A 24,866-nucleotide genomic window follows, 5' to 3' on the forward strand; every position below is an offset into this window, starting at 1 on the left:
GCCCGCCCCTCCAAGCGGCACCAGGCCTCTCCTTGTTGGCTTCGTTCCCCGGCTAGTGTTTTTCGTCGTCGCGCAATTCCCGCCAATAGCCGCAGCCCTTTTCCGGGCAGGCGACATGCTCGCCACGGGCCTTGGTCTCCTTGCGCACGAGGATCGGTGAGCCGCAGGTAGGGCACTCTTCGGCGATGGGCCAGTTCCAATAGGCGGTCTTGCAGTCCGGATACTGGTTGCAGGCGTAGAAGACCTTGCCCCGTTTGGAGCTTTTTTCCACCAGTTCGCCCGGGCAGTCTTGTTTGGGGCATTTGACGCCCGTGGAGTAGGACTGGGTGTATTTGCATTTGGGGTAGCCGGTGCAGGCGATAAAGCGGCTGCCGGTGCGGGCCTTTTTGAGCACGAGGTCCTGGCCGCACTCGGGGCAGGTGCCCACTTTTTGCCGCTCCTGGGGTTCGGGCTCAACGATGACGATAGTGCCGGCCTCGTCGCGGGTGAAGTTCGAGGTGAAGTCGCAGTCCGGATACGCGGTACAGGCCAGAAATTCGCCGTTGCGGCCGAATTTGATGACCACCGGCTTCCCGCATTTGGGACAGCTGACCCCGGTTTCGACCCCGGTCTTGACCTGCTGCATCTCCTGTTCGGCCTTTTCCAGGGTGGGATAGAAGCTCTCGGTGAATTCGCGCAGGAGTTGCGTCCAGTCCTGGTCCCCCTCGGCGACACTGTCGAGTTTCTTTTCCATCTCCGCCGTGAAGCCGACGTCCAAGAGCTGCGGGAAATGCGCCGTGAGCAGGTCGGCGACCACAAAGCCCATTTCCGTGGGCACGAATTGCTTTTTGGCCAGCTGGACGTAGTTGCGGTCGAGCAACGTGGAGATGATCTGGGCATACGTCGAGGGGCGACCGATACCGAGCTCTTCGAGTTTGCGCACCAGCGAGGCTTCGGAAAACCGGGCCGGCGGTTGGGTAAATTTCTGTTCTTTGTCGATTTTTTCCAGGGTCAGGGCGTCCTTCGCCTGGACCTTGGGCAGTTCGACCTCTTCCTGGGATTTGTCGGCCGAATAGACCCGGAGGTAGCCGTCAAAGATGAGCCGTTCCCCTTTGGCCCGCCACAAGGTGTTGGCCGAGGCGAGGGTGAGCTGGGTATCCCAGAACCGGGCCGGGGCCATCTGCGAGGCCATGAACCGTTCCCAGATGAGTTTGTAGAGCCGGAAATGCTCCCGGGAGAGGTAGGACTGTATGGATCCGGGGGTCAGGGTCGGATCGACGGGGCGGATGGCTTCGTGGGCGTCCTGAGCTGACCCCTTGGTCTTGAAATAGCGCGGCTTTTCGGGATAGTAGGCCTCGCCCAGGGTGGAGACGATCCATTTTTGGGCCGCATTGCGGGCCTCGTTGGAGATACGCACGGAGTCGGTGCGCATGTAGGTGATCAGCGCTGTCGTGCCCTTGTCGCCCAGATCCAGCCCTTCGTAGAGCTGCTGGGCGATGCGCATGGTCCGTTTGGCGGCGAACCCGAGCCGGTTGCTGGCGTCCTGCTGGAGGGTCGAGGTGATAAACGGCGGCTTGGGGTGCCGTTTGCGTTCCTTTTCTTCCACGGATTCGACATGGAAACCGGCTTCGGAGACCTTCTTTTCTATTTCCAGGGCCTGGGTCTCGTTGGCGACATGGGGTTTTTTGCCGCCGATTTTCCACAATTCGGCGACCACCGGCGGCGGGGCCGCGGCCTGGACATGGGCCTTGAGGACCCAGTATTCCTGAGGATCAAATTGCTGGCGTTCACGTTCGCGTTCGGCTATAAGCCGCAGGGCCACCGACTGGACCCGTCCGGCGGACAGACCCCGCTTGACCTTTTTCCAGAGAAGCGGTGAGATTTTATAGCCGACGAGGCGGTCCAGGATGCGCCGGGCCTGCTGGGAATAGAACAGCCGTTCGTCTAGATCCCGGGGATGCTCCAGGGCGTCTTTGACCGCCCGGGACGTGATCTCATTGAATTGGATCCGTTTGAGATTGGTATTTGTTTTTTTGAGCAGTTCGGCCACATGCCAAGCAATCGCTTCCCCTTCCCGGTCCGGGTCGGGAGCCAGATAGACGGTCGTGGCTTTTTTGGCCGCGCTTTTCAGGCGGCTGACGACCTTCTGTTTTCCGGAAATAATCTGGTATTGGGGCTGGAAATTGTTGTCTTCATCCACCCCAAGATTGCTTGAGGGCAAGTCGCGGACGTGTCCGACCGAGGCCTCGACAAGATAGTCGGACCCCAGGAACTTGCGGATGGTTTTTACCTTGGCCGGCGATTCAACGATAATCAGGTCTGTGCTCATAGTGGCTCAAGCCTATAGCGAGAGCAAAGAGTGAGCGCAAGGGGGAATTATGGACGAGAGCTCCTTTGGGGAGGATTACGGCGGGACGTATCGTAGCGGCCTGGTGGCCATTATTGGTCCGCCGAACGCTGGAAAATCAACACTTTTGAATCAATTTCTGGGCCAGAAGGTGGCTATTGTCAGCCCCAAACCCCAGACCACCCGCAATCAGATCAGCGGCATCCTGAGTACGGATGAGGCCCAGGTGGTCTTTCTGGACACCCCGGGTGTGCACAAGTCCGGCCAGCGGTTTAACCGCTACATGGTCGATGCGGCCTGGCGGGCGCTGACCGCTTCCGAAGCGGTCTTGCTGGTCTTGGACGCCGGGCTTTATCTCGCGCGGCCGCAGCTGCTGGAGCGGGACACGAGCCTGATGCGCAAACGGGTCCAACAAAGCGGCAATCCGGTTTTCCTGGCCCTGAACAAGACCGATACGATCAAGGATAAATCCCGTTTGCTGCCGCTGTTGCAGCGCTTGAGCGAGCTGTGGCCCGAGGCCGAACTCCATCCTATCAGCGCCCTGCGCGGTAATGAGACGGATGCTCTGCTGTCCGGGTTGTTGGGGGCTTTGCCCGAAGGGCCGCCGCTGTATCCTGAAGACCAGATCTCGACGTTGCCGATGCGGTTCATGACCGCAGAGATTATCCGGGAGAAGCTCTTTTTGGCCCTGGAAAAGGAATTGCCCTATAATCTGGCGGTCATTGTCGAACAATGGGAGGAACGGCCCACGGGGATTTCGGTCTACGCGACCATCTATGTCGCCCGCCCAAGCCAGAAAGCCATAGTAATCGGCAAAGGCGGACGGTTGCTCAAGGAGATCGGTCAGCAGTCCCGGCTGGAACTTGCCGAGATGATCGAAAAACCGGTGCATCTCGACCTCTGGGTCAAGGTCAAGAAGCGGTGGCACGAAGACATGTCCTTTTTGGGCGAGCTCGGGCTTACGGAATAACCAGCGAAACCGAAGAGACACAACGCCATGGATACACAGACGCCCTATGCCGAGCGGGTGCAAGAGATCAAGGAAACGATGGCCGCGGCAGCGCGCGCGGCCGACCGCGATCCGGCCGAAGTGACCCTGGTCGCTGTTTCCAAATATCAACCGATAGAGGCCATTGCCGCCGTGCATGCCGCGGGGCAGACCCATTTTGGGGAGAATTACATTCAGGAGGCCCTGGATAAACAGGACCAATGCGACATCTCCCCCATCCAGTGGCATTTCATCGGCCATTTGCAGCGCAACAAAGCCAAATTCGTGCCTGGGCGCTTTGATCTGGTGCACACCGTGGATTCGGTGCGCCTGGCGCAGATGCTGGATAAAAAAGCCGCGGAAGCTGGTGTGGTGCAGGCCATATTGCTGCAGGTCAGCCTGGCCGGAGAAGAGCAGAAGGCGGGGCTGGCACCGGAAGCATTGGAGGAGACCCTTGACACGGTGGGGCAGCTGCCCCACCTGCAACTGCAGGGGTTTATGACCATGCCGCCGTATTTTAATGACCCGGAACGGGTCCGTCCTCTCTTTTGCCGTCTGCGCGAACTCCGTGACGAGGCGCAAAACCAGCTGGGCAGGGAGTTGCCGCATTTGTCGATGGGCATGAGCGGGGATTTTGAGGTGGCCATCGCTGAGGGCGCGACCCTGGTGCGCGTCGGGACCCGGATTTTCGGGCCGCGGCCGCAAAAGAGCCTGTAGGGAGGTTCTTTGACGGATCCTGTGGATTTTTGGAGTTTGCCGTCTCTTCTGTGTGCCCACTTTCGGCCCGGTATTTTCTCAATCCCGCCAAAGGGGGATCCTTGCCCCCTCCGGACTCTCAAGTAAAGCAGAACTCCAGGTGTTGAAGATGGCCCTTGTTGCATCGGAATCCACCTGGGAGCATTCAGTTCGCGGTCCGGTTTCCCCCTTTTGGCGGGACCAAGAAAATGTGCGGGCCTTTCGCTCGAAGCACACAGAAGAGACGGCAAACTTTTGCGTCTGAAATTCCATGCCCTGTGACGAAGAGCCCTGTAGGGATTGGTCAAGGTCTGCTTTTGGGGAAGCCTGGTCCAGAGGAGCAGGCAGCAGGTATCAGGTAGCAGAAAGCAGGTATCAGGTATCAGGTATCAGAAATCAGTTATCAGAAATCAGGTATCAGGTATCAGGAATGAGGTGTCAGGCATCGGAAAGGGGGAACAGGTACCAGATAACCGATGCGTGACAACGGACAATTGCTCCCTGCCAGGAGCCGCGTCGCGAAGGGGGCGAGGGTTCGCGATCAGCCCCGCTGGCGCAGGAATTCGCTGATCAAAATGGCCCCGGCCTGAGCCACGTTCAAGGAATCGAATTGGCGCTGCAAGGGGATGGAGACCACGGTTTCGCATTTTTTGGCCACCCCGGGGCGCATGCCCTTGTGTTCGTTGCCGAGCACCAGGACGGCAGGCGTGGAGAGTCGCGCCTTGTAGACGCTTAGGGAATCGGGAGTCAGGCCGGTGCCGATGACCGGGAGAGCGGCTTGCGTGGCCTGTTCCAGGAACCGCCCCAAATTGGTGACCTGGGCCACCGGCAAATAGTTGAGCGCCCCGGAGGAGGCCTTTAAGGCGCCGCCACCAAGGGGAGCGCTCCTGTTTTTGGGCAAAACCAGGCCGGCGCCCCCCAGACTGTAGAGGGTGCGGGCCAGGGTGCCGATGTTGCCGGGGTCTTGGACTTGGTCCAGAGCGATGAGCAAGGGCAAAGGAGCGTCCGCAACGGTTTCCAGCAGGACCTGCGGATCGACGAACCCCGGGCTGAAGACACGGGCGGCGATGCCCTGGTGGTGGGCTGATATGAGCTTATCGAGCTGGGCCCGGGGCAAAATCTGGAACCGGATCCCGGTTGCCTGACACAAATCTTTGATCTCTTTTTGCTGTCTCCCCCCTTTTTGGAGCAAGACGGTTTCCACCCGGTCCGGTGTCCGTTCCAGGAGTTCCTTGACCGGATGGAGTCCGGCAACAACGTGGCTGTATTCGGTCACTTTGGGCTCCCGTAAAGATACTTGCAATCGAATCGACCTTACGCTAGCACTCGACAATTAACGTAATGGGGCCTCAAACTATGGCCCAGAACCTGCTATGAAGCAATACGGAAGATCGTGACAAAATTTATGCCATATGTATTCCCCCGTGCCTTTGTCCTCGTGTTGTTGCTGGCCGTTGGCTGCGCACCGCTGACCAACTCCCCGCAGTCGCAGCACACTGGGAAAATGCAAAATGCCACTCCGGAGAACACAGCGGTCAATGCGAGTTGCCCTGTGAGCGCTGCGCCGTCAGCCGTGACTGAGAAAGCGGCAAGAAATGCGTCGAAGCCTGAGCAGCAGGATCTTGCGGCTGAGGCTACCGGAAGCGATGCCGATCTGAAACAGCCTCTGGAAGAAGAGGTCCAGGCGGATGTCTCCAGCAACGCCACTGACAAAGAGCCTGCGTTGACCCAGGCCGAAAAAAAGGCCCTGGAGTCGGAAGCGGAAATCCAGTTCGACCTCGACGTTCGGGAAACCGAACGGATGCAGAAATTTTTCCGCTATTATACCCATAAACACCGCAAGACCTTTCAGCGTTGGCTCAAGCGGGCCGAACCGTATCTGCCGCACATCCGGAAGGTGATCACGGAAAAGGGGCTGCCGCAGGACCTGGTTTTCCTGCCCTTTGCCGAGAGTGGCTTCAACCCGTGGGCCTATTCCCGGGCCGGTGCGGCCGGGTTGTGGCAATTCATGCCCGCCACCGGACGCCATTTCGATCTCCGGGTTGACTGGTGGATGGATGAGCGCCGGGATCCCTACGCCTCTACCCAGGCGGCGGCGGAATACCTCTCCCGCCTCTACGGTCAATTCCAGGACTGGTACCTGGCCCTTGCCGCCTACAACGCCGGTGAAGGCAATGTTGGTCGGGCCCTGGAGCGCAGCGGCTGCGACAATTTCTACGATCTCGCCTCGAGCAGACGGTACCTCAAATCCGAGACCCGCAATTATGTGCCCAAATTTCAAGCTATCCTCAAGATCGTTCGCAATCTCGAGGAACTCGGCTTCGAGCCCATCGACTGGGACGCGTCTCCCGAGCCCTCGCAGGTGGCCATTAAAGGGGGCACTGATCTCATGGGCTTGGCCGATGCCACGGGTATGAGCTGGTCCGAATTTCGGAAAGCCAACCCGAAATTCCGGCGTACGGTCAGCCCCCCGGACGCGAGCTATCAGGTGCAGATCCCGGCCCCCAAGGTGGCGCAGGCCAAGGCCTATCTCGACGGCCCCCGGGCCCAGAAAATGGCCGGCGGCAAACGGTACCGGGTGCGCAGCGGCGATTCCTGGTGGCGTATCGCCCGCCGTTTTGACGTGCCGCTGACCGCGCTGATGCGCTTGAACAATACCCGGTCGAAGATGCTCCATCCCGGGGACTCGGTGCTTATCCCGGTTTCCGGGGAGGCGGCCCGGGCCCGCGTCGCAGCACAGGACGGGGAATATGTCGTGCAACGCGGTGATTCCCTCTGGGAGCTTGCCCGCCGGATGGACACCACCGTCACCAAATTGCGCCGGGCCAACAATTTGCAGAATACGACCCTTCGCGTGGGGCAGCGCCTGACCATTCCGGGGGGCTCCCAGAAGGCCAAGACCCGGCAGATCGCCCAGCGCCGCTCCAACTATACGGTCAAAAAAGGCGACACCCTCTGGGAACTTTCGCGCCGTTTCGGCCTCAGCCTCAATACGCTGGTTCAGGCCAACGGTATCGGCAGGTCGAGCGCGTTGCAGGTCGGGCAGAAGCTGTACATCCCGGACCGCGGCCGGACGACGCAAGTGGCCAAGGCCCGGGAGAAGGCCGCCCATCAACGGCTGGTCCGGTACACGGTCCGCCAGGGCGACAATTTGTGGACCATTGCCCGCCGTTTTGGTGTCAGTGCCGACGCCCTGCAGGACTGGAACAACCTGGGCAAGAACGAATTGATCCACCCTGGCGACAATCTTCGGGTCTATATTCAATAGCTGGATCGTGATTGACGATGAGACAACGGCCCGGCAGACCAAACGGTCTGCCGGGCCGTTGTCCGTTTGAGGGGGAGGGTGTACTGTTCTAGTGGTATGGAAGAAGAAAGGATTTGGATCGTGGGGGGGCGCAAGCGGTCTTGTCCGCTTGGCGCTGAAGAGGCGGCAGGCGGGGGATCAGGCCCCAAGGGCTGAGGTGCAGCGCTCCCAGGCGGCGGGGATGTCCATCTCCCGGCCGGTCCAGAGTCGGAATTGGGCCGCGGCCTGGTGGACGAACATGGCCAGACCGGTGATGGTCTGCAAGCCTTCCTCGCGGGCTTGGCGGATCAAGACCGTGTCCATGGGGTTGTAGATCAGTTCGTAGACGGTCGCAAAGTTCTGCAGGGATCCGTTTTGCGGCATTGGCGAGAGGGATTCCCGCTGACCGGCCATGCCCAAGGGCGTGGAATTGACCAGGAGTTCGGCCGAGGCGGTAGAGCGGCTTTCCCAGTCCAGGACATGCCCCCCAAAGGCAGCGGCCAAGACCTCGGATTGTTCCCGTCTGCGCCCGCAGATCCAGACCTCGGTCCCGTGTTCGAGAAGAGCGGCGAGACAGGCCCGGGCCGCACCCCCGTTGCCGAGAATCAAGGCCGAGCGGGGGAAGCGGGAACTGGCCAGCAGGGGAGCCAGGAATCCTTCGCTATCGGTGTTGGTCCCGCAGAGGCGGTCCTGCTCCCAGTAGAGGGTGTTGACTGCCCCGGCTTGGCGTGCCCTGTCGGTGATCCGGTCCAGATAGTCGATCACCTCAACCTTGTGCGGGATGGTCACACTCGCGCCGTGGATGGGCAGGAGCCGGGCCGCGGTGACGAAGTCCGCCAGACGCGCCGGCGGGATGTCCCAGCGCAGATAGCTGCCCGGGATCCCCTGGGCCTCCAGGGCCCAATTGTGCAGTACCGGGCTCAGGGAGTGGCCGAGGGGGTGGCCGATGATACCGAAAAGGCGGGGGTCCTGCATGGCAATTCCTTGCACAAAGGCCAGAATACCCGCCCCGTCGGCCGCGCGCGTGGCTTCCGACGGGGCGGGTCGGGTGTTTATTGCAATTGTTTCTGGACGTGGTCCGCGCCGGCCTGGAGCGCGGCCTGGTTTTTGGGGATCAGATGGGCGTAGTGTGCGGCGATGACCTTTTCCAGGCTGTTTTTGACCCGCTCCAGAGGCAGGACTCCAGTGGCCTGGATATAGGCCCCCAGGGCGACCATATTGGCCATCTTGGCGGTGCCGACCTCGTTGGCCAGGTCGTTGGCCGGAACGAAATAACTCCGGACGCGGACTTTTTCCGCCAATTGTTCCTCCACCAGGGAGTCATTGACGATCTGGATCCCGCCGTCCTGAACCCGGGGCTGGAATTTTTCCAGAGAGGGCCGATTCATGGCGATGAGACTTTGCGGGGCATGGATGATCGGAGAGCCGATGTCCTCGTCCGAGATAACCACGGTGCAATTGGCCGTGCCGCCGCGCATTTCCGGTCCGTAGACCGGGATATAGGTCACGTTCAATCCGGCATCCATGGCGGCATAGGCCAGGAGATTGCCGATGAGCATGACGCCCTGACCGCCGAAACCCGCGATGATAACGTCCTTGTACAGGCTCATGACTGCTGTCCCCCCTCGTCCTCGATGTCTTTGTATGTGCCCAGCGGAAAATAGGGGATCATTTCCTCGCTGATGCGGGCGTTGGCCTCAAGCGGGGACATGCGCCAGTTGGTGGGACATGTTGCCAAGAGTTCCACGAACCCGAAACCTTTGCCCTGGGTCTGGACCTCAAAGGCCTTTTTGAGCGCTTTTTTGGCCTGCTTGAGGTGCTTGACCGTATCCACCGCGACACGGGCCGAATAGGCCGTGCCACCGAGACCGCCAATGATTTCGGCCATCTTCATGGGCAGGCCCTCGCGTTCGGCGCAGCGGCCACCAGGACAGGTGGTCGTCTTTTGGCCGACCATCGTCGTCGGAGCCATCTGGCCCCCGGTCATGCCGTACACCGTGTTGTTGACGAAGACCACCGAGACCCGCTCGCCGCGGTTGGCGCAGTGCATGATTTCCGCGAGGCCAATGGAGGCGAGGTCGCCGTCGCCCTGGTAGGCGAAGACGAAATTTTCGGGATTGGCCCGCTTGGCGCCGGTGGCCACGGCCGGGGCGCGGCCGTGCGGGGCCTCCACAGCGTCCACATTGAGATAATTGTAGATAAATACAGAACACCCGATGGAGCCGATGCAGATGGCCTGTTCCGTCAACCCGGCTTCGTCCAAACATTCGCCGACAAGGCGGTGGATGGTGCCGTGCTGGCAGCCGGGACAATAGTGGGTCGGCACATCGATGACGGCATCGGTGACAGCGAAGACTTGTTTTTCATGGCTAGACATGGATGGTGTCCTCCAGGGCCTTGACGATGGGCTGTTCAAAATCCTCGGGCGTCGGCAGATTTCCGGGCAGGCAGCAGTGCAGCGCAGAACTGCCGTGGGGGCACACCGCCAGGCGGACATCCTCGACCATCTGACCGAGGTTGTGCTCGATGGTCAAAAAGTGTTTCCCTTTCCGGGCCAGATCCTGCAGCGGCTTGGACGGAAAGGGGAAGACCGTCAAGGGCCGAAAAAGCCCGACGCGCCGTCCCTGCTCGCGCAGGCGGCGGACCGTGCTTTTGACGATGCGGCCGATGGAGCCGTAGGCGACGACAACGAGTTCGGCGTCCTCGAGGGCGTAGGTCTCAGCGTCGATCTCGCTGGCCATGCGGAGGTATTTGTCCTGCAGCCGTTGATTGTGGTCCGCCAACTCGCCGTCCTTGAGGAAAAGGGATTTGAGCAGCCGTTTGGGGCGACCCTGCGCGCCGGAGAGCGCCCAGTCAGCGGCTTCCCCGGGATCAGGAGTATGCGGGGCGGCGACGGTCACCGGTTCTTTCATCTGGCCCAGGATGGCGTCGCCGAGGACCATGACCGGATTGCGGTATTTGAAGGCAAGCTCGAAGGCCCTGGCGGTCATGTCGTAGGCCTCCTGGCAACTGCCGGGGGCCAGGACCAAAAGGCGGTAGTCGCCGTGCCCGCCGCCACGGGTGGATTGGAAATAATCGCCCTGGGAGGGGCCGATATCCCCGAGTCCGGGGCCGCCGCGGCTGATATTGACGATGACCGCCGGCAGCTCACTGCCGGCCAAGTAGGAGATGGCTTCCTGCTTGAGCGAAATGCCGGGGCTCGAGGAAGAGGTCATGGCCCGCTTGCCACAGGCGGCGGCGCCAAGGAGCATGTTCGCGGCCGCGACCTCGCTCTCGGCCTGAACGAATTCCCCTCCGGCTTCGGGCAGGGCCGTGGAAAGGAATTCCGGGATATCATTCTGTGGCGTGATGGGATAGCCGAAAAAGCATTGGCAACCGGCAGCCAGGGCGCCACGGGCGATGGCTTCGTTGCCCTTGATGAAGATTCGCTCGCCTGAACTATGCGGCATTGTCGTTCTCCTTTGTGGCCGAACTGCGGAAGACGGTGATCACGTTGTCCGGACAGACCATGGCGCAAAAGGCGCACCCTTTGCATTTGTCCATGTCCTGGTCGGCGACTTCCACGACTTTATACCCTTGCTGATTGAAGCGTTGGGATTGGACGATGATTTCGCTGGGACAGGCGGCGGTGCACAACAGGCACCCTTTGCACCGCTCGTCCCGAAAGACAACTCTGGACATATTGCCTCCTTGGCAAATCGGGGCGGCTTCATGGACCACCCGGTGTTAGCGGCGGTATGGTGTTGCCAACTCCAGTTCCGAAGCCGGATTGGTTCGGAATTTTCACAGACTCAGGAAATACACAGACGAGGCGTCAACGCACTCCTGCGGAGGCTGGCAGCCCCCTTTTGGGACCGGTTCCCTTTCGCGGCTCAGACAATGAACATGGCGTCGCCGTAAGAGAAAAAACGGTATCCTTCGTCAACAGCCTCTTCGTAGGCCTCAAGCACGAGGCGGCGCCCCGCGAATGCGGCGACCATAAGTATAAGCGAAGAGCCCGGAAGATGAAAGTTTGTGAGTAAATGGTCAACCACGCGGAATGAAAACCCGGGATAGATAAAGATATCGGTCCACCCGGCAAAGGGCTGGATCCGCCCGCAGTGGTGGGCGATGCTTTCCAAGGTGCGAACGGTGGTCGTACCCACGGCCACCACAGGCCGTCCCTCAGCCTGGGCCCGGGAGATGGTCTCGGCGTTGGCGGCGTCGAGTTCGATGTATTCGGGATGCATATGGTGTTCCCGGATATCCCGGCAGCGAAGCGGGCTGAAGGTGCCGTAGCCAACATAGAGGGTGACTTCGGCCCATTGGATGCCTTTGTCGCGCAGGGCGTGCAGAACATCGTCGGTAAAGTGGAGGCCGGCGGTCGGGGCGGCGACAGAACCGGTTTTGGCCGAATCGGCGTAGACCGTCTGGTAGCGGCCGTGATCCGTCGCATCGTCTTCGCGTTGGATATACGGCGGCAAAGGCATGTGCCCGTAGGCTTGAAAGACCTCGGCCATGTCTCCAGACCAGCACAATCGGACCTGGACACGTCCGAATTCCTCGCGTTCGATAACCGTCAGCTCAATACCTCCGGGGAAATCGGCTTTCTGACCCACGGCAAGCGGTTTGGAGGAGCGGAGAAGGCCACTGACAAACCCCTCATTGCGGCCGTCGGCCAGCGGCTGCGGGGTGACCAGCGGCAGCGGGGTGAGCAGGAGGAATTCGACCTTGCCCCCGGTGGCCCGTTTTTGCCCCTTGAGTCGGGCCGGCAGGACCCGGCTGGTGTTGGCCACAAGCAAGGCGCCATCCGGCAGGGTGTCAACCAGATCCCGGAACGTGGCGTGCTGCCGCTGCCCCGAAGAGCGGTCCAGGATCAGCAGGCGGGACGCATCACGTTGGGGATGGGGGTGTTGGGCGATCTGGTCAGCAGGAAGTTCGAACTGGTAGGCGTCCAGGTCGTAATCACGGGGGATGGTGTTCATACTCGTTGTTCTACTCGTCTCGCTCCACAGGGAAAGCCAATGGCCCGGGAGGGGGAAAATACGTCCAACTTGGAAAGGAGACGGGGCGTCCTTTCCCGGTGTCCGCCTTTCAAGCCTTGATTGATCTGCCTCAGAAACGATATCCTCATATATCGTTCGGGAGGCATCGTCGAAAAAGCACCGGTTGCTGCGAGCTGCCGGGGCGTCTGGTGGCGCCGTTGTGGTCGTTGTCCAAGGCCCTCCAGGGGGTTGGAGAATCTCCAAAGCGGAGGGTGGATGCGGACGGCCCAGAACCAAGGGAGTCAGGGATGGCAGCTATAGCAATGGCGTATCGGAAGCGCAAGAGGATGCCAGAGGGCTGATGATATATGTGTCCAGCCACGGATGTATCAGGTCTGCAAAGAAAAGTACGGGCGAAAGTATGACCAACCACGTTGAACGTATTCAGCAAATCCTTGCCCAGCGGGTTGTTTCCGGCGACGATCTCCCTTCAGCCCTGCGCGCCTATGTGGAACAGAGTTGGGGAGGATTCGACAGGGAGGCCGTGCGCCAGGTCCTGGCCGATCCAGACCATGACGAACACGATATCCTGCTCGCTTTCTGGGGCTTCCCCGAAAAGGAGACGGTGACGGCCGTGGAAGAGGTCCTGCCGTTGGCGGGACTGAGTGCAGCAGAGGGTGCTGCCGTGCAGCACTGGTTTTGCGCCCGTCCACAGCGCACGGTGGGGCTGGGTGGCACCGTGAGGGTCCAGCTCACGCTTCCTGAAGATATCCTGGAGGCCTATGTGCGCCGCTTGCGCTTGCAAAGCGAGATCCCCACCAGCCTGGCCGAGGCGGGAAAACACCGTTTGGCCCCCCGCGAGGCCCTGGCGCTGCAGCGGTTCTTGCGCACCGTGTCCGCTGCCCTGAGTGCGGAGCAGATCGCGGTTTGCCGCAAGGCCATCGAGGGCGTGCCGTCTGAAGATATTGTCGCCGCACTGCGTCTTTTGCTCGAGCTCTGGCAACAGCGCGATGCGGACGTGGGGTTATGGGCCCTGCTGGTCGAGGAAGGTCAGCGGTGTCGGCAGGCCATTGAACACGATCAATTTCAGGAAAAGCTCCTTGAGCGACAAACCATGGAGCAGATGATGGGCGCGGGGAATCGGGTCTTGGCTATTGACCGCCGCGCCTACCGGGACCGGCTCGGTCTGCTCGATACACTGGCCCTGCAATTGTACGGCGCTGTATTGCCGGCGCCGCAGGAGCCACTCCAATGGAATATGGGGGCCTTTGACGCCGATAATGCGGACGATGTCGCTACCCTTATGCGTATGCTCTCGTAACAGGCCGTTGCACATCGCCCAGCGGTAGCAAAGTCGCACGACGTTCAAACGCTTGCCTAGGATACGAACACAGCGACCTTGAATGTTTTTTGGTTCTTTGACGGACCCTGTGGATTTTTGGAGTTTGCCGTCTCTTCTGTGTACCCACTTTCGGCCCGGTATTTTCTCAATCCCGCAAAAGGGGGATCCTTGCCCCCTCCGGACTCTCAAGAGGAACAGAACTCCAGGTGTCGAAGATGGCCCTTGTTGCATCGGAATCCGCCAGGGAGCATTCAGTTCGCGGTCCGGTTTCCCCCTTTAGGCGGGACCAAGAAAATGTGCGGGCCTTTCGCTCGAAGCACACAGAAGAGACGGCAAACTTTTGCGTCTGAAATTCCATGCCTTGTAACGAAGAGCCTGTTTTTTGTGTTGGTATTTGGACGTTTTGACTGAGTTGCGGTAGACGAAATTTTTCAACAGTCGGTGCCCATAAACGATTCCAGAGGCGCCGCGTCCCTCGAACAGATTTCAGGCCGGGAGTGCATTCGTGTTTCCGGGCTTAAGGACCGGATGGCCGTTTCCGTATCCAGGTTGAATACTATGCAAAGAAAAAAAATGTGTATTGGCATCTTGGGGCTGATGCAGGCCCTTTTTCTTTTTCTGCCAGCCAGCCGGGCCGTGGCGGCGGACGATCCGCTGACCCTGCTCCTGGTGCCGGTGGAGGAGGAGAATGTCGTCTTCCGGCAATTTTTGCCGGTGAAACACTACCTCGAAAAGCGTCTCAACCGCCGCGTGGAACTTGATATCGCCCACAACGCCGAGGCGGCCCTGGACCGCCTCGGGCAGGGGCAGGTCGATCTGGCCTACCTCGACCCCTCGGCGTATTGCGAGGGCAAGAGCATGTACCAGCTGCACCCGGTGGCCAAAGTGGTCAAGAACGGTGAGGGGCAATACCGTTCGGTCCTGGTGGTGCGAGACGATTCGCAGGTGGAAAAAATCGTGCAGATCCCGGGCAGAAGTCTGGCCCTGGGCAATACACGCTCCTCCTCGGCCTATCTCATGCCCTTGGCCATGCTCCAGGAAATCAAGCTGGACCTTGAAGATTTTTCCCAGGTCGGTTTCCTGCAAAAGGAAGACCTGGTGGCCTTGTCGGTTCTGGTCCGCGATTATGATGTCGGGGCCATGAGTCAGGAGGTCGCCCGGAAATACCTGCCCTACGGATTGCGGATTATTAAAAAGTCCGAAAAACTGCCGCAATTTATTATCTCGTCCGCCCCGCAGATGGACGTGGAGGAACGTAATGCGTTGCAGACCGCGCTTCTGGAATACACGCCCCAGGACTTCGATACGGTTTCCTTTGCTGAAGCCGAAGACCGCGAATACAACGTCGTCCGGATCATGCTCAAAAATATCACCGGCAAAGACTATCTGGCCTACCCGGAGGGAGCGGTCAAACTGGCGCTTTTACCCCTCTACTCCCCGATCACCCTGGATAAGATGTTCGCTCCCCTGGCCGAATATCTGACGCAGGAGACCGGGCGGGAGTTCCGGCTGGTTATCCCCCGGGATTTCGAGGAATTTGTCTCCATTGTCAGCAATGGCGAAGTCGATTTCGCCTATCAAAATCCCTATGTCTATCTCCTGCTCGGCCAGCGCGGCAAACTCCAGTCGCTGGTGACGACGATCAGTCCCGAACCCGAGACCTCACGGGAAGAATTCCGGGGCGTCATCCTGGTGCGTAAGGATTCGGCGATTTCCAGCCTGGAAGACCTCAAGGGCAAGGATATCATGATCGTTTCCCGCCGTTCTGCCGGGGGGTACCGGTTCCAGAAAATTCTGCTCCGCCAGCACGGCATCGACATCGCCCGAGAAGCGCGTCTTGAAGAGGGCAAAAAACACGAGGAGGTCGTGCTTTCGGTCTACCGCGGTGAGGCGGATGCCGGTTTCGTCCGCGAAGCCGCCTTGCAGGTTGCCAAAGATATTGTGGATACCAGCGATTTGCGTGTCCTGGCGACCACGGAATACTATCCCAACTGGCCCTTTGCCGCGTATACCGAAACCGATGCCGATCTGGTGGCCAAGGTCCGCTCGGCCCTGCTGGCCATCGAGGACCCCGCTTTCCTTGAGGAAGCCCGGATCAACGGTTTCACCCAGAGCCAGATGAAACGGCTGCAGCAGCTCAAAGAGAAGGTGGTCCTGGAATGATGTCCTTTGTGGCTGACCGTTTCAATCAACTCAAATTCAAGAATAAATTCCTGGTCATTACCCTGGCGAATATCATTGTCGTCCTGGCCGCGTTTTCGTTTGTGGTCGACGATTACTTCAAGAAACGGATCAGCCAGAACCAGGAGGAGAACAACCTCAGTCTGGCCCGGAATATGGCCCGGGAGTCGGTGGATCCGCTGCTTATCCACGATTATCTCCAACTCGACGTCCTGGTGCAGAGCACCAAGGAAGCTTTGCTGTGCAAGTACGCGTATATCCTTGATCACCACGGCCGTGTCGTGGCCCATTCCGACAAGTCCAGGCTGGGCCAGAAATATTCCCCCCCCTCCACTGAGGAACAATATATCCGGGACCGCAAGGTTGCTGGGGTCATGTACCAGGATTATTTCCTGCCGATCCGGGTCCGGGGCGAGCTTTTGGGGTATGCCGTGGTCGGCATCGATCGCAACAAGGAGACGGCCGTTATCCAGCAGAGTCTGCATGGACTGCGTCTGCGGCTTTTGATTGTAGCCGTGAGCCTGTTCGCTTTTACCGCCCTGACCGCCTCCTATCTCGCCTCGCGACTGACCCGGCGGATCGGGGATCTCAAACAGAGCATGCGCCAGGTGCAGCAGGGCGACCTCAACGTGCAGTTGCCCCTGCCCAGGGCCTCCTCATGCAAAGACCTCTGGGACTGCCCTCTCAAGGAGTGTCCCGGGTACGGCTCGGATGCCTGCTGGGCCCAGGGGCAGTCCTTTTTGCAACCCCAGAAAAACTGCCTTGAATGCCTGGTCTATAAGCGAGCCTGCGGCGATGAGATCGGAGAATTGCACATCGCTTTCAACCAGATGGTCCGGGATCTCAAGCGCAATCTGGACAAGCTGCACCAGGCGGACATGGAGAAGAACCGTCTGGAGCGGTTGTCCCTGTTGGGGCAGATGGCGGCCCAGGTCGCCCATGAAATCAAGAATCCCTTGAATTCGATCAAGGGATCGGCGCACTATCTCAAGGCCAATTTTGAAGGGCGGATCCTGCACGAATTCCTGCATGTCATTGAGGAAGAAAGCGAGCGGCTCAGTGATATCTTAACGGATTTTTTGAATTTTTCGAAACCAGGAGTGCCGCATTTCGAACGGGAGGATCTCAATGCTCTGGTCCGCGATACTCTGCGACTGGCCAGCCGCGACACCCAGGACGGCGTCGTCCGGCTCGATTCCACTCTGGACCCGCAATTGCCCCCATTTTGGTTTGACTACGCCAAGCTGCGGCAGAGCCTTTTGAATCTGGTCCTCAACGCGGTCCACGCCGTGCGCGAAGGCGGCACGGTCCAGGTGAGCACGATCGCGCAACCAGACCGGGGCCAACTGGTTATTCAGGACGATGGGCAGGGTATCACCGCCCAGGAATTGGAAAATATTTTCAAGCCGTTTTATACCACAAAAAACAGAGGCAACGGTTTGGGGTTGTCCATAGTCGAACAATATATCCGGGCCCATAAAGGGACCATCGACGTCGACAGCCAGCCCGGTCAGGGCACGACCTTCATTATAACCCTCCCCTTTGATCCACGATGAGCACCAAGAAACGCATTCTCCTTATCGATGACGAGCCCAATACCCTCAAGGTCCTTTCGGCCTTTTTGACGAAGGAGGGGTATGAGGTCGGCACGGCAAAAGACGGCCGCAGTGGCCTCAATCACCTCCAGGAAGGCGGTTGGGATATGTTGATCACCGACCTTAAGCTGCCGGATATCACCGGGCTGGACATCCTGGAGCAGGTCAAGGCCACCTGGCCGAAGCTACCAGTGGTGATGATCACGGCCTACGGCAGTATCTCCAACGCGGTCCAGGCCATGAAGCTCGGGGCGTTTAACTACCTGACCAAACCGGTCGACCCCGACGAACTCCTGTTGCTGGTCCAGAATGTGTTCGAACGCAGCCAGCTCCTGGAAGAGAACCAGACCATGCGCCGTCAGCTCAGGGACCGCTACAGCCTGGGCAACATGGTCGGTAAGAGCAAGGCCATGCAGGAGCTTTTCAACCTGATCGAAAAGGTGGCCCAGTACGAAGCCAATGTCCTGGTGACCGGGGAAACCGGGACCGGCAAGGAATTGGTGGCCCGCGGCATCCATTATGCCGGGCAGGAAGAGAATCTGCCGTTCGTGCCCATCGATTGTGCGGCCGTGCCGGAGACCCTGCTGGAATCAGAGTTGTTCGGGCACAGCCGCGGTGCCTTCACCGGAGCGGCGGAGCAGAAAAAAGGCCAGATCGAACTGGCCCACGGCGGCACCCTTTTCCTGGACGAAATCGGGGAACTGCCGCTTGCACTGCAGAAGAAATTTCTCCGTTTTCTCCAGGAAAAGGAGATCGTCCGCCTGGGCGAGACGCGGCGGCGCAAGGTCGATGTACGGATTATCGCGGCGACAAACCGGGATCTTGAAGCTGAAATCGCGGCCGGGCAATGGCGGGAGGATCTTTTTTACCGCCTCAATGTCATCAGCATTGAGATCCCGCCGTTACGGGAGCGCAGAGACGATATCCCACCGCTGGTGAACCATTTTCTGGCCAAATACAACGCCCAGAACGGCAAGGCGATCCAGGGGATGACCGGGGAGGTCATGGAGGTCTTCATGGCCTATGACTGGCCGGGCAATGTCCGTGAATTGGAAAATGTGATCGAACGGGCCGTCGTGCTGTGCATGGGCGACAGCATCGCCATGAGCTGTCTGCCCCCGAAGCTTCAGGAGCGCAGCGCACCGGCACCGAGCACAGACGGGGTCAATCTCATGGAGATGGAGAAGCGGCTCATTGTCCAGACTTTGGAAAAGACAGAGCAGAACCAGTCGGCCGCAGCCAGGGAACTCGGGATTTCCCGCAAGCAATTGCGGACCAAGATGAAGCACCACGGTCTATTGTAGGCCTCGTTGCGCGGGGCACACAGTCGTCCCGCCGCCGGGCGTCACTCCGGCGGGAGGTCGCCGGTTTTTGTGCTGAGCCAGTTTTCAGACCGCGGGCAGAATTCCTGAACCGGCCCTCGCAAAGGATTTTTACGGATTCAGGGCACAGGAGAACGAGAACGTGTTTGTCACCCAACTTTTCAAGCGCTGGACCTATCAGGTTTTTGCTCCCGGCACGCTGGTGCGGCAAAAATACGAGGCCTTCAAAGAGCTGTTGCAACGCGATCAAAAGGCGTTGGAATACATGGCCGAGTTGGAGGACATCGCCCTGTCGCACCGTCCGGTGGATTTCGCTCGTATCGAGTCGCTGGCCAAGGCCTTGAGCCGGGAAGTGGAAGGGATGGTCGAGGATCTGGTGGTCCTGCACCCGCTTCGCTACAGCGCCCTGCGCGATTATCTGGCCAAGGTGGATTTTTATGTCCGACTGGCCCTGCTCTCGGATGAAATCCGCTGTTCGCCTCCGTATGTAGCGCGCATCGGTGACAAGAGCGAAGAAAACCTGCTGGGCGGCAAAGGCAACAATCTGAGCCGGATCAAACGGGAAACCGATTACCCGGTTCCACCGGGTTTTGTCATCACGACCCGGGCCTTTCACTATTTTTTGGAAGTCAACAACCTGCGCCACGAGCTCGACGCCCTGTTGGCCCAGGTCGATCTGGAGGACACGGAAGCCTTGCGGGAATTGTGCGACCGGATGCAGCAGACTGTTCTCGCAGGCGAGGTCCCGGTCAGCGTGGCTCGGGAAGTCGAGAAAGCCATGAGCGGTGCCGGGCTGCAGACCATGTCCCTCGCCTTGCGCAGCAGTGCGGTGGGTGAGGACAGTCTGGTCTCATTTGCCGGGCAATACATGAGTGTCCTCAACGTGGACCCCGCCTCCTGGACGGAGACCTACAAAGCGATTCTGGCCAGCAAATACGCTCCGAATGCCGTCGCCTACCGTATCCGCAGCGGTATGGCCGACACCATGGTCCCCATGGCCGTGGTGGTTATGGGTATGGTCCATCCCCGGGTCAGCGGTATCATGTATACGCCTGGCGAGCAGGGCACCGAGAGCCAGCTGTCCATGATCCCGGGGTATGGCGTTGATCTGGCCGACGGCCGGGAGTCCGGGCAACAGGCCACGGTGTCGAGGCAGGAGGAGGTCCGGTTCGACAATGCGGAACCGGTCCTGGCGCCTTCTACGGTGGCCGCAGTGGCTCGTGTCGGTCAGGGCTTGGAGGCGGTCTTTGCCGGTCCCCAGGATGTTGAATGGGCCGTGGACCAGGAGGGGGAGGTGGTGGTGCTGCAATCCCGACCGCTTCCTGGGGGGACACCGGAGCCGGTGTTCACTGAGCAGGACACCGATGCCCTTTCCTATGCCCCGGAAGCGGTGCTCTGTCAGGCCCGTTCGGCGAGCCCCGGCCGGGCTACTGGGCCGGTGCATCTTTATGATGGTCAGCCGGAAGCCGTGCCTCCGGGGAGTGTCCTGGTCGTCGAGCACATGACTCCGGATCTCAGCGTCCTGGCCGGGCGTATCTGTGCGGTGGTCGCCGCCAAAGGCAGTGCGACTTGCCATTTCGCTTCGGTGGCGCGCGAGCAGCGCCTGCCGGCTGTTTACGGGGCGGCCTGCGCCAACCAGCTGGATGGAGGGCGCACGGTGAGCGTGGACAGCCACGCCGGTGTCGTGCTCAACGATGCAGTGGTTTTTGAGCCGGAACCCCGGGAGCGGGAGGAGGCAGACGACAATCTTCCACCGGTACAGCGCAAACTGGCTGCGGCCCTGGAACACATTTCGCCGTTGCACCTGACCAACCCTGATGACGAGGAATTCTCCCTGCGGCGGTGCAGGAGCATGCACGATATCATCCGCTTTACCCACGAAGCCGGGGTCAAGGAAATGTTTGATCTGATCGGCGGGCGCGGCTTGAATCAGACCGGTGTGAAGCGTTTGGTTTCCGATGTCCCGCTGGTCCTGCATGTCCTGGATGTGGAGCGGGGGCTGCAGGAAGAAGCCCGCAAGCGCAAGGAGATCACCCCCGAGGATATCGTCAACCGCCCCATGCGTTGGCTGTGGGCCGGACTTGCCGACCCGGCGGTGGCCTGGAATCCGAATGTGGTCCATTACGATTGGGACGCCTACAACAAGAGCCAGGCCTCGTTTGTCAACGTGGAGAAGTCGACCATGTTCAGCAGTTATGCCGTGCTGGGCGACGATTATCTGCACGGCCTGTTCCGGTTCGGGTTCCATTTCGCGGTGGTGGATTGTGTGGTCGGGGAGGTCCCGGAACACAACTATCTCCACGTCAGGTTCAAGGGCGGGGGCGGGTTGGACGAGCAGCGCCTGCATCGGCTTGAACTGCTCCGGCAGCTTTTGACCGGGCACGGATTTTCGGTGAAAACCACTGGTGATCTGCTGGAAGGTGTGTTGCCGCGCCAGGAAAAACACCGTCTCCAGATGGCCCTGCATGAGTTGGGGATTATTTTGGGCAAGACCGTCCAACTGGATATGCGTCTGCATTCTGATCAGGATGTGGCCGACCTGGTGGAGGAGATCCAAAACGTCCTGCCTGAGCGTTGATCCCCGCTCTCTCAGGCGCTCAAGGCAGCTTCCAGGCCATGTGCGCAATCGCAGAACCGGGGGGTTCAGGTGCGGGGTCTGGCCCCGATCCTGGAATTGCGCCCCCGGCCTGGAAAAAGAGTGTGGGGTTCTTGGCCTGTGAATGCGAATCAAAACCATTGAGCGTGTTATGTGGTCTTTTTTGCAAAAAATGTTCGGGCGCAACGATTCCGAGGAAACCTATGAACTGTCCTGGGTTACGGGACAGGTCGCAGTCGGGCACGCGCCCATGTCCTACGAAGAGTTTGATTCGCTCAAGCGCCAGGGCATTACAGCCATCCTCAATCTCTGCGCAGAACTTGATGCGTTGGTCACTTTGGAGCGGGACGCCGGATTCGAGGTCTATTTTCTGCCGGTGCCCAATGAGGAACCCCCGGATGTCCAGGCCACGGACGCGGCCCTGGATTGGCTGGACGAGTGCGTCTATCTCGGCAAGAAGGCCTTGATCCATTGCCGGCACGGTATCGGGAGGACCGGGACGGTGGTCTCTTCCTACCTCTTGCGTAAAGGGTTGGGCCAGAAATTGGTCAACAAGCACCTCAAGGATCTGCGGTCAAAGCCCTCCAATCTCACCCAGTGGCATTTTCTGCGCCAATACGGCAAGGCCCAGGGGCAGTTGACCATTCGTGAGCCGTGTCTTGAATCGCGGTGTCTTGTGGATCTGAGTCCGTTTTTCGACGATATCGAGGCCTTGTTTGCCCAGATTGAGGATCGGGCGGAGAGTGCAACGGAGCGTTGTGGCCGGGAGCACGCCAAATGTTGTTTCAAAACAGTGCGCATGAGTCTGGCTGAGGCGGTTTACCTCCACCATATGTTCAATAAGTCGGTGACCAGCGAGAAGCGCAAACAGAGCATGGCCGCGGCCCTGGAGGCCCTCCAGACCCGTCAGGCCCTGGTCAGGGAGAATCCCGGCCTGTCGCAGGCCGCTCTGGATGCCCGGTACGAGGCCCTGGACATTCCCTGTCCCTTGCTCGGCGAAGCAAACAAGTGCCAGCTTTTTGCCTATCGCCCGGCCGCGTGCCGGGTGTTTGATCTGCGCCAGGTCAACTCCGGTCCGGGCGTGCCCCTGCAACGCGGGCTCCAACGCATTTCAGACAATCTGTTTATGGCTTTGACCGAACACTTCATGCCCGGGGCGCCACTCGAGTTTGACCTCAATGCGGTGGTCTCCGGGAAGTTTGTCCAGAATCTCTTCCTCGAACTCGCCCGCAAAGAGGCTGAGCAGACAGCCGCGACGGATTGAATCCCTGGGTCTCATTTGTTGCGGCGGTGCCGTCCGACTCAAGCAGCATCTGCCGTTGGGAAAGGCGAAATGCGGCAGGAGCCGCGGGAGATGGCGTGACGAGGCAGGAGCCTCGTCACGAAGCACATCCCCAGCGTCAGCGGGATTGGTGCCCTGCCCGGGCGGAAGGGAGTTTTCAGAGCAGTGTGCTACACCGTGTCCCGCTCGATACCACAGGAGACTCCGAAAGCCTCTTCTCCGCGCCGAAAGGGGGACATGGCCCGCAAGCGTTCGATGATCGGCGGAAGTTCGCGCAGGACGGTGTCGATCTCCTCCTCGGTGGTGTACCGCGAAAGGGAAAAGCGCAGTGAGCCGTGGGCATATGTGAACGGAACCCCCATGGCCCGCAGGACATGGGAGGGCTCCAGGCTGCCTGAGGTGCAGGCCGATCCGGAACTCGCGCAGATGGCGAACTCGTCGAGCAGCAGGAGCATGGCCTCGCCTTCAATATATTTGAAGGCGATGGACAGGGTGTTCGGCAGGCGCTCTGCGGCCTCGCCGTTGACCACGGTGTCCGGGATCGCCTCCAGCAAACCGCTCTGGAGCCGGTCGCGCAGGGCGCTGATCCGGCTTTGTTCCGCGGCGATATCCGTGGTGGCCAACTCGACCGCCTTGCCCATGGCGATGATCGAGGCCGTGTTTTCCGTTCCGGCCCGCCGACCGTGCTCCTGGTGCCCGCCAATGACAAAAGGAGCATAGGGGGCGGAGCGGCGCACGTACAAGACGCCGACGCCCTTGGGCCCGTGCACTTTGTGGCCGGAGACAACGAGATAATCCACCGGCAGATCGGCGACTGAAAAAGGGATCTTGCCCAGGGTCTGCACGGCATCGGTATGCAGGAGAATGCCCCGTTCCTTGACCAGCGGGGCGATCTCGTCCAGCGGAAAAATGACCCCGGTTTCATTGTTGGCGTACATGATGGAGACAATGGCCGTATCCGGGCGCAGACTGTTTTTCAACGCATTGAGGTCGAGGCGGCCGTGGGTGTCGACGCCGAGATACGTGACCTCGTACCCCTTTTTTTCCAGGTGCTTGCAATAATTGAGCACGGCCGGATGTTCGACTTTGGTGGTCACGATGTGGCGCTTGTCGGGCTGACTTTCCAAGGCGGCATGGATGGCCGTGTTGTCCCCTTCCGTGCCGCAGGAGGTGAAAATGATTTCTTCCGGATCGGCGCCGAGGCCTGTTGCGACCTGTTCGCGGGCGATACGCAAATCCTTGCCCACCTGTCCGCCAAAGCGGTGCATGCTCGAGGGATTGCCGTACAACTCCCCTAGGTAGGGCCGCATGGCCTCCTCGACTTCAGGGGCCACTCTGGTGGTGGCGTTGTTGTCTAAATATACCGGGTTCATTCGACAATCTCCTTGATGGTGATCTCAGGTTCGACCCGTTCCTGCAGGCGGCGCTCGACAACGTTTTTCAAGGTCAGCTGGCTGGAGGGACAACCCGAGCACATCCCCCGCAGGGCGACCTGAACCTCCCGGCCCTCGATGTCGATGAGTTCAATGTCGCCGCCGTCTTTTTGCAGGCTGGGCCGGATTTCTTTTTCGATAACGTCATTGACCAATTGCATGCGCTGGATGTTGGTCAATTTTTTTGTGGAAGCGGCGGGACCGGTGGGGACTTGCGCGGGCTCGCTCAAACGTTTGTTCTCCAGCAACTCGGTGAGCTTGGACTGGCATTCCCCGCATCCGCCCCCGGCTTTGGTGTAGGCGGTGATGTCCTCGACAGTTTTGAGATCGTTTTCCTCAATGGCCCGCAGGATCTGCTGGTCGGTGACCCCGAAACAGGTGCAGACGATCTCGCCCTCCAGCGGCACTTCGGGGACGACTTCGCCCCAATAGTGCTTCAGGGCCGCTTCCAGGGCTTCCTGGCCCATGACCGAGCAGTGCATCTTTTCTTTGGGCAGGCCGCCGAGGGCGTCGGCGATTTCTTTGTTGGTCACCGACTTGGCCTGTTCAATGGTCTTGCCTTTGATCAGTTCAGTGAGCACAGAACTGGAGGCAATGGCGCTGGCACAGCCAAAGGTTTGGAATGTCGCGTCTTCAATGATGCCGTCGTCGTTTATCTTCAGATACAGCTTGAGGGCGTCGCCGCACGCCAGACTGCCGACTTCGCCCACTGCCGTGGGATTTTCCATGGCCCCGACATTTTTGGGGTGCAGGAAGTGGTCTTTGACCGCGTCGGTATATTCCCACATAGGACCTCCTTGGTTCGGATCATTTCTT

19 protein-coding genes are annotated in these 24,866 nt (G+C 59.8%); 9 read left to right on the forward strand and 10 right to left on the reverse strand.

Annotated elements, in window-relative coordinates; all coding sequences use genetic code 11:
• Nucleotides 1-52 precede the first annotated feature (52 nt).
• Nucleotides 53-2,308 carry a type I DNA topoisomerase gene (topA, locus tag DRET_RS00420; protein ID WP_015750544.1) on the reverse strand — a complete coding sequence of 752 codons (2,256 nt, stop codon included), beginning with the start codon at nucleotides 2,306-2,308 and terminating at the stop codon, nucleotides 53-55.
• A 49-nt stretch (nucleotides 2,309-2,357) separates the two neighbouring features.
• On the opposite strand from topA, the gene era reads away from it, so the two are divergent.
• Both era and DRET_RS00430 read left to right on the forward strand, forming a co-directional pair.
• Nucleotides 2,358-3,296 (forward strand): GTPase Era, encoded by a 939-nt coding sequence (gene era / locus DRET_RS00425; RefSeq protein WP_015750545.1) that lies wholly within the window; start codon nucleotides 2,358-2,360, stop codon nucleotides 3,294-3,296.
• 27 nt (nucleotides 3,297-3,323) lie between these two features.
• Nucleotides 3,324-4,031: a YggS family pyridoxal phosphate-dependent enzyme gene (locus DRET_RS00430; protein WP_015750546.1), complete on the forward strand. Its 708-nt coding sequence runs from the start codon at nucleotides 3,324-3,326 to the stop codon at nucleotides 4,029-4,031.
• 559 nt (nucleotides 4,032-4,590) lie between these two features.
• On the opposite strand, the gene rlmB is transcribed toward DRET_RS00430, so the two are convergent.
• A complete protein-coding gene (gene rlmB, locus DRET_RS00435) occupies nucleotides 4,591-5,325 on the reverse strand; it encodes a 23S rRNA (guanosine(2251)-2'-O)-methyltransferase RlmB (RefSeq protein WP_015750547.1) in 735 nt (244 codons plus the stop codon).
• Nucleotides 5,326-5,454: 129 nt separating this feature from the next.
• Between rlmB and DRET_RS12775 the strand changes: the two genes are divergently transcribed.
• Nucleotides 5,455-7,317 carry a LysM peptidoglycan-binding domain-containing protein gene (locus DRET_RS12775; protein WP_015750548.1) on the forward strand — a complete coding sequence of 621 codons (1,863 nt, stop codon included), beginning with the start codon at nucleotides 5,455-5,457 and terminating at the stop codon, nucleotides 7,315-7,317.
• Nucleotides 7,318-7,494: 177 nt separating this feature from the next.
• Here the strand turns inward: DRET_RS12775 and aroE are convergent, their stop codons facing one another.
• From aroE to queA, 6 genes are all read right to left on the reverse strand, one after another.
• A complete protein-coding gene (gene aroE, locus DRET_RS00445) occupies nucleotides 7,495-8,310 on the reverse strand; it encodes a shikimate dehydrogenase (RefSeq protein ID WP_015750549.1) in 816 nt (271 codons plus the stop codon).
• A gap of 77 nt (nucleotides 8,311-8,387) precedes the next feature.
• Entirely contained in the window at nucleotides 8,388-8,945 is a 558-nt protein-coding gene (locus DRET_RS00450; protein ID WP_015750550.1) for a 2-oxoacid:acceptor oxidoreductase family protein, read from the reverse strand.
• Nucleotides 8,942-9,712, reverse strand: a complete 771-nt coding sequence (locus DRET_RS00455; protein ID WP_015750551.1) for a thiamine pyrophosphate-dependent enzyme — start codon at nucleotides 9,710-9,712, stop codon at nucleotides 8,942-8,944. Before DRET_RS00455 ends, DRET_RS00450 begins: the two co-directional genes overlap by 4 nt.
• Entirely contained in the window at nucleotides 9,705-10,784 is a 1,080-nt protein-coding gene (locus DRET_RS00460; protein WP_015750552.1) for a 3-methyl-2-oxobutanoate dehydrogenase subunit VorB, read from the reverse strand. Before DRET_RS00460 ends, DRET_RS00455 begins: the two co-directional genes overlap by 8 nt.
• Nucleotides 10,774-11,016 (reverse strand): 4Fe-4S dicluster domain-containing protein, encoded by a 243-nt coding sequence (locus DRET_RS00465; protein WP_015750553.1) that lies wholly within the window; start codon nucleotides 11,014-11,016, stop codon nucleotides 10,774-10,776. Before DRET_RS00465 ends, DRET_RS00460 begins: the two co-directional genes overlap by 11 nt.
• Before the next feature lie 191 nt (nucleotides 11,017-11,207).
• Entirely contained in the window at nucleotides 11,208-12,299 is a 1,092-nt protein-coding gene (gene queA, locus DRET_RS00470; RefSeq protein ID WP_015750554.1) for a tRNA preQ1(34) S-adenosylmethionine ribosyltransferase-isomerase QueA, read from the reverse strand.
• A 421-nt stretch (nucleotides 12,300-12,720) separates the two neighbouring features.
• Here queA and DRET_RS00475 point away from each other — a divergent pair, with 421 nt between their 5' ends.
• The 6 genes from DRET_RS00475 (at nucleotide 12,721) to DRET_RS00500 (ending at nucleotide 22,599) form a co-directional block, all read left to right on the forward strand.
• Nucleotides 12,721-13,620, forward strand: coding sequence for a hypothetical protein (locus tag DRET_RS00475; RefSeq protein ID WP_041281793.1), 900 nt, complete (start codon nucleotides 12,721-12,723; stop codon nucleotides 13,618-13,620).
• A gap of 594 nt (nucleotides 13,621-14,214) precedes the next feature.
• The gene (locus tag DRET_RS00480; protein ID WP_052293244.1) at nucleotides 14,215-15,804 is read left to right on the forward strand and encodes a PhnD/SsuA/transferrin family substrate-binding protein; all 1,590 of its coding nucleotides are present in this window, start codon (nucleotides 14,215-14,217) and stop codon (nucleotides 15,802-15,804) included.
• On the forward strand, nucleotides 15,801-17,378 hold the full coding sequence (locus tag DRET_RS12780) for an ATP-binding protein (protein WP_015750557.1): 1,578 nt from the start codon (nucleotides 15,801-15,803) through the stop codon (nucleotides 17,376-17,378). Before DRET_RS00480 ends, DRET_RS12780 begins: the two co-directional genes overlap by 4 nt.
• Nucleotides 17,375-18,721, forward strand: a complete 1,347-nt coding sequence (locus DRET_RS00490; protein ID WP_015750558.1) for a sigma-54-dependent transcriptional regulator — start codon at nucleotides 17,375-17,377, stop codon at nucleotides 18,719-18,721. The genes DRET_RS12780 and DRET_RS00490 overlap by 4 nt, the downstream gene beginning before the upstream one ends.
• Before the next feature lie 160 nt (nucleotides 18,722-18,881).
• Nucleotides 18,882-21,317 (forward strand): PEP/pyruvate-binding domain-containing protein, encoded by a 2,436-nt coding sequence (locus DRET_RS00495; protein ID WP_015750559.1) that lies wholly within the window; start codon nucleotides 18,882-18,884, stop codon nucleotides 21,315-21,317.
• A gap of 169 nt (nucleotides 21,318-21,486) precedes the next feature.
• Nucleotides 21,487-22,599 (forward strand): protein-tyrosine phosphatase family protein, encoded by a 1,113-nt coding sequence (locus DRET_RS00500; RefSeq protein ID WP_015750560.1) that lies wholly within the window; start codon nucleotides 21,487-21,489, stop codon nucleotides 22,597-22,599.
• A 188-nt stretch (nucleotides 22,600-22,787) separates the two neighbouring features.
• Here DRET_RS00500 and nifS read toward each other — a convergent pair whose 3' ends face one another.
• Nucleotides 22,788-23,990 (reverse strand): cysteine desulfurase NifS, encoded by a 1,203-nt coding sequence (gene nifS, locus DRET_RS00505; RefSeq protein WP_015750561.1) that lies wholly within the window; start codon nucleotides 23,988-23,990, stop codon nucleotides 22,788-22,790.
• Complete coding sequence (gene nifU, locus DRET_RS00510; RefSeq protein WP_015750562.1) at nucleotides 23,987-24,838, reverse strand: Fe-S cluster assembly protein NifU; 852 nt, start codon at nucleotides 24,836-24,838, stop codon at nucleotides 23,987-23,989. Before nifU ends, nifS begins: the two co-directional genes overlap by 4 nt.
• Nucleotides 24,839-24,866: the final 28 nt, after the last annotated feature.

The sequence above is a fragment of the Desulfohalobium retbaense DSM 5692 genome (assembly GCF_000024325.1).
Classification (GTDB): Bacteria; Desulfobacterota; Desulfovibrionia; order Desulfovibrionales; family Desulfohalobiaceae; genus Desulfohalobium; species Desulfohalobium retbaense.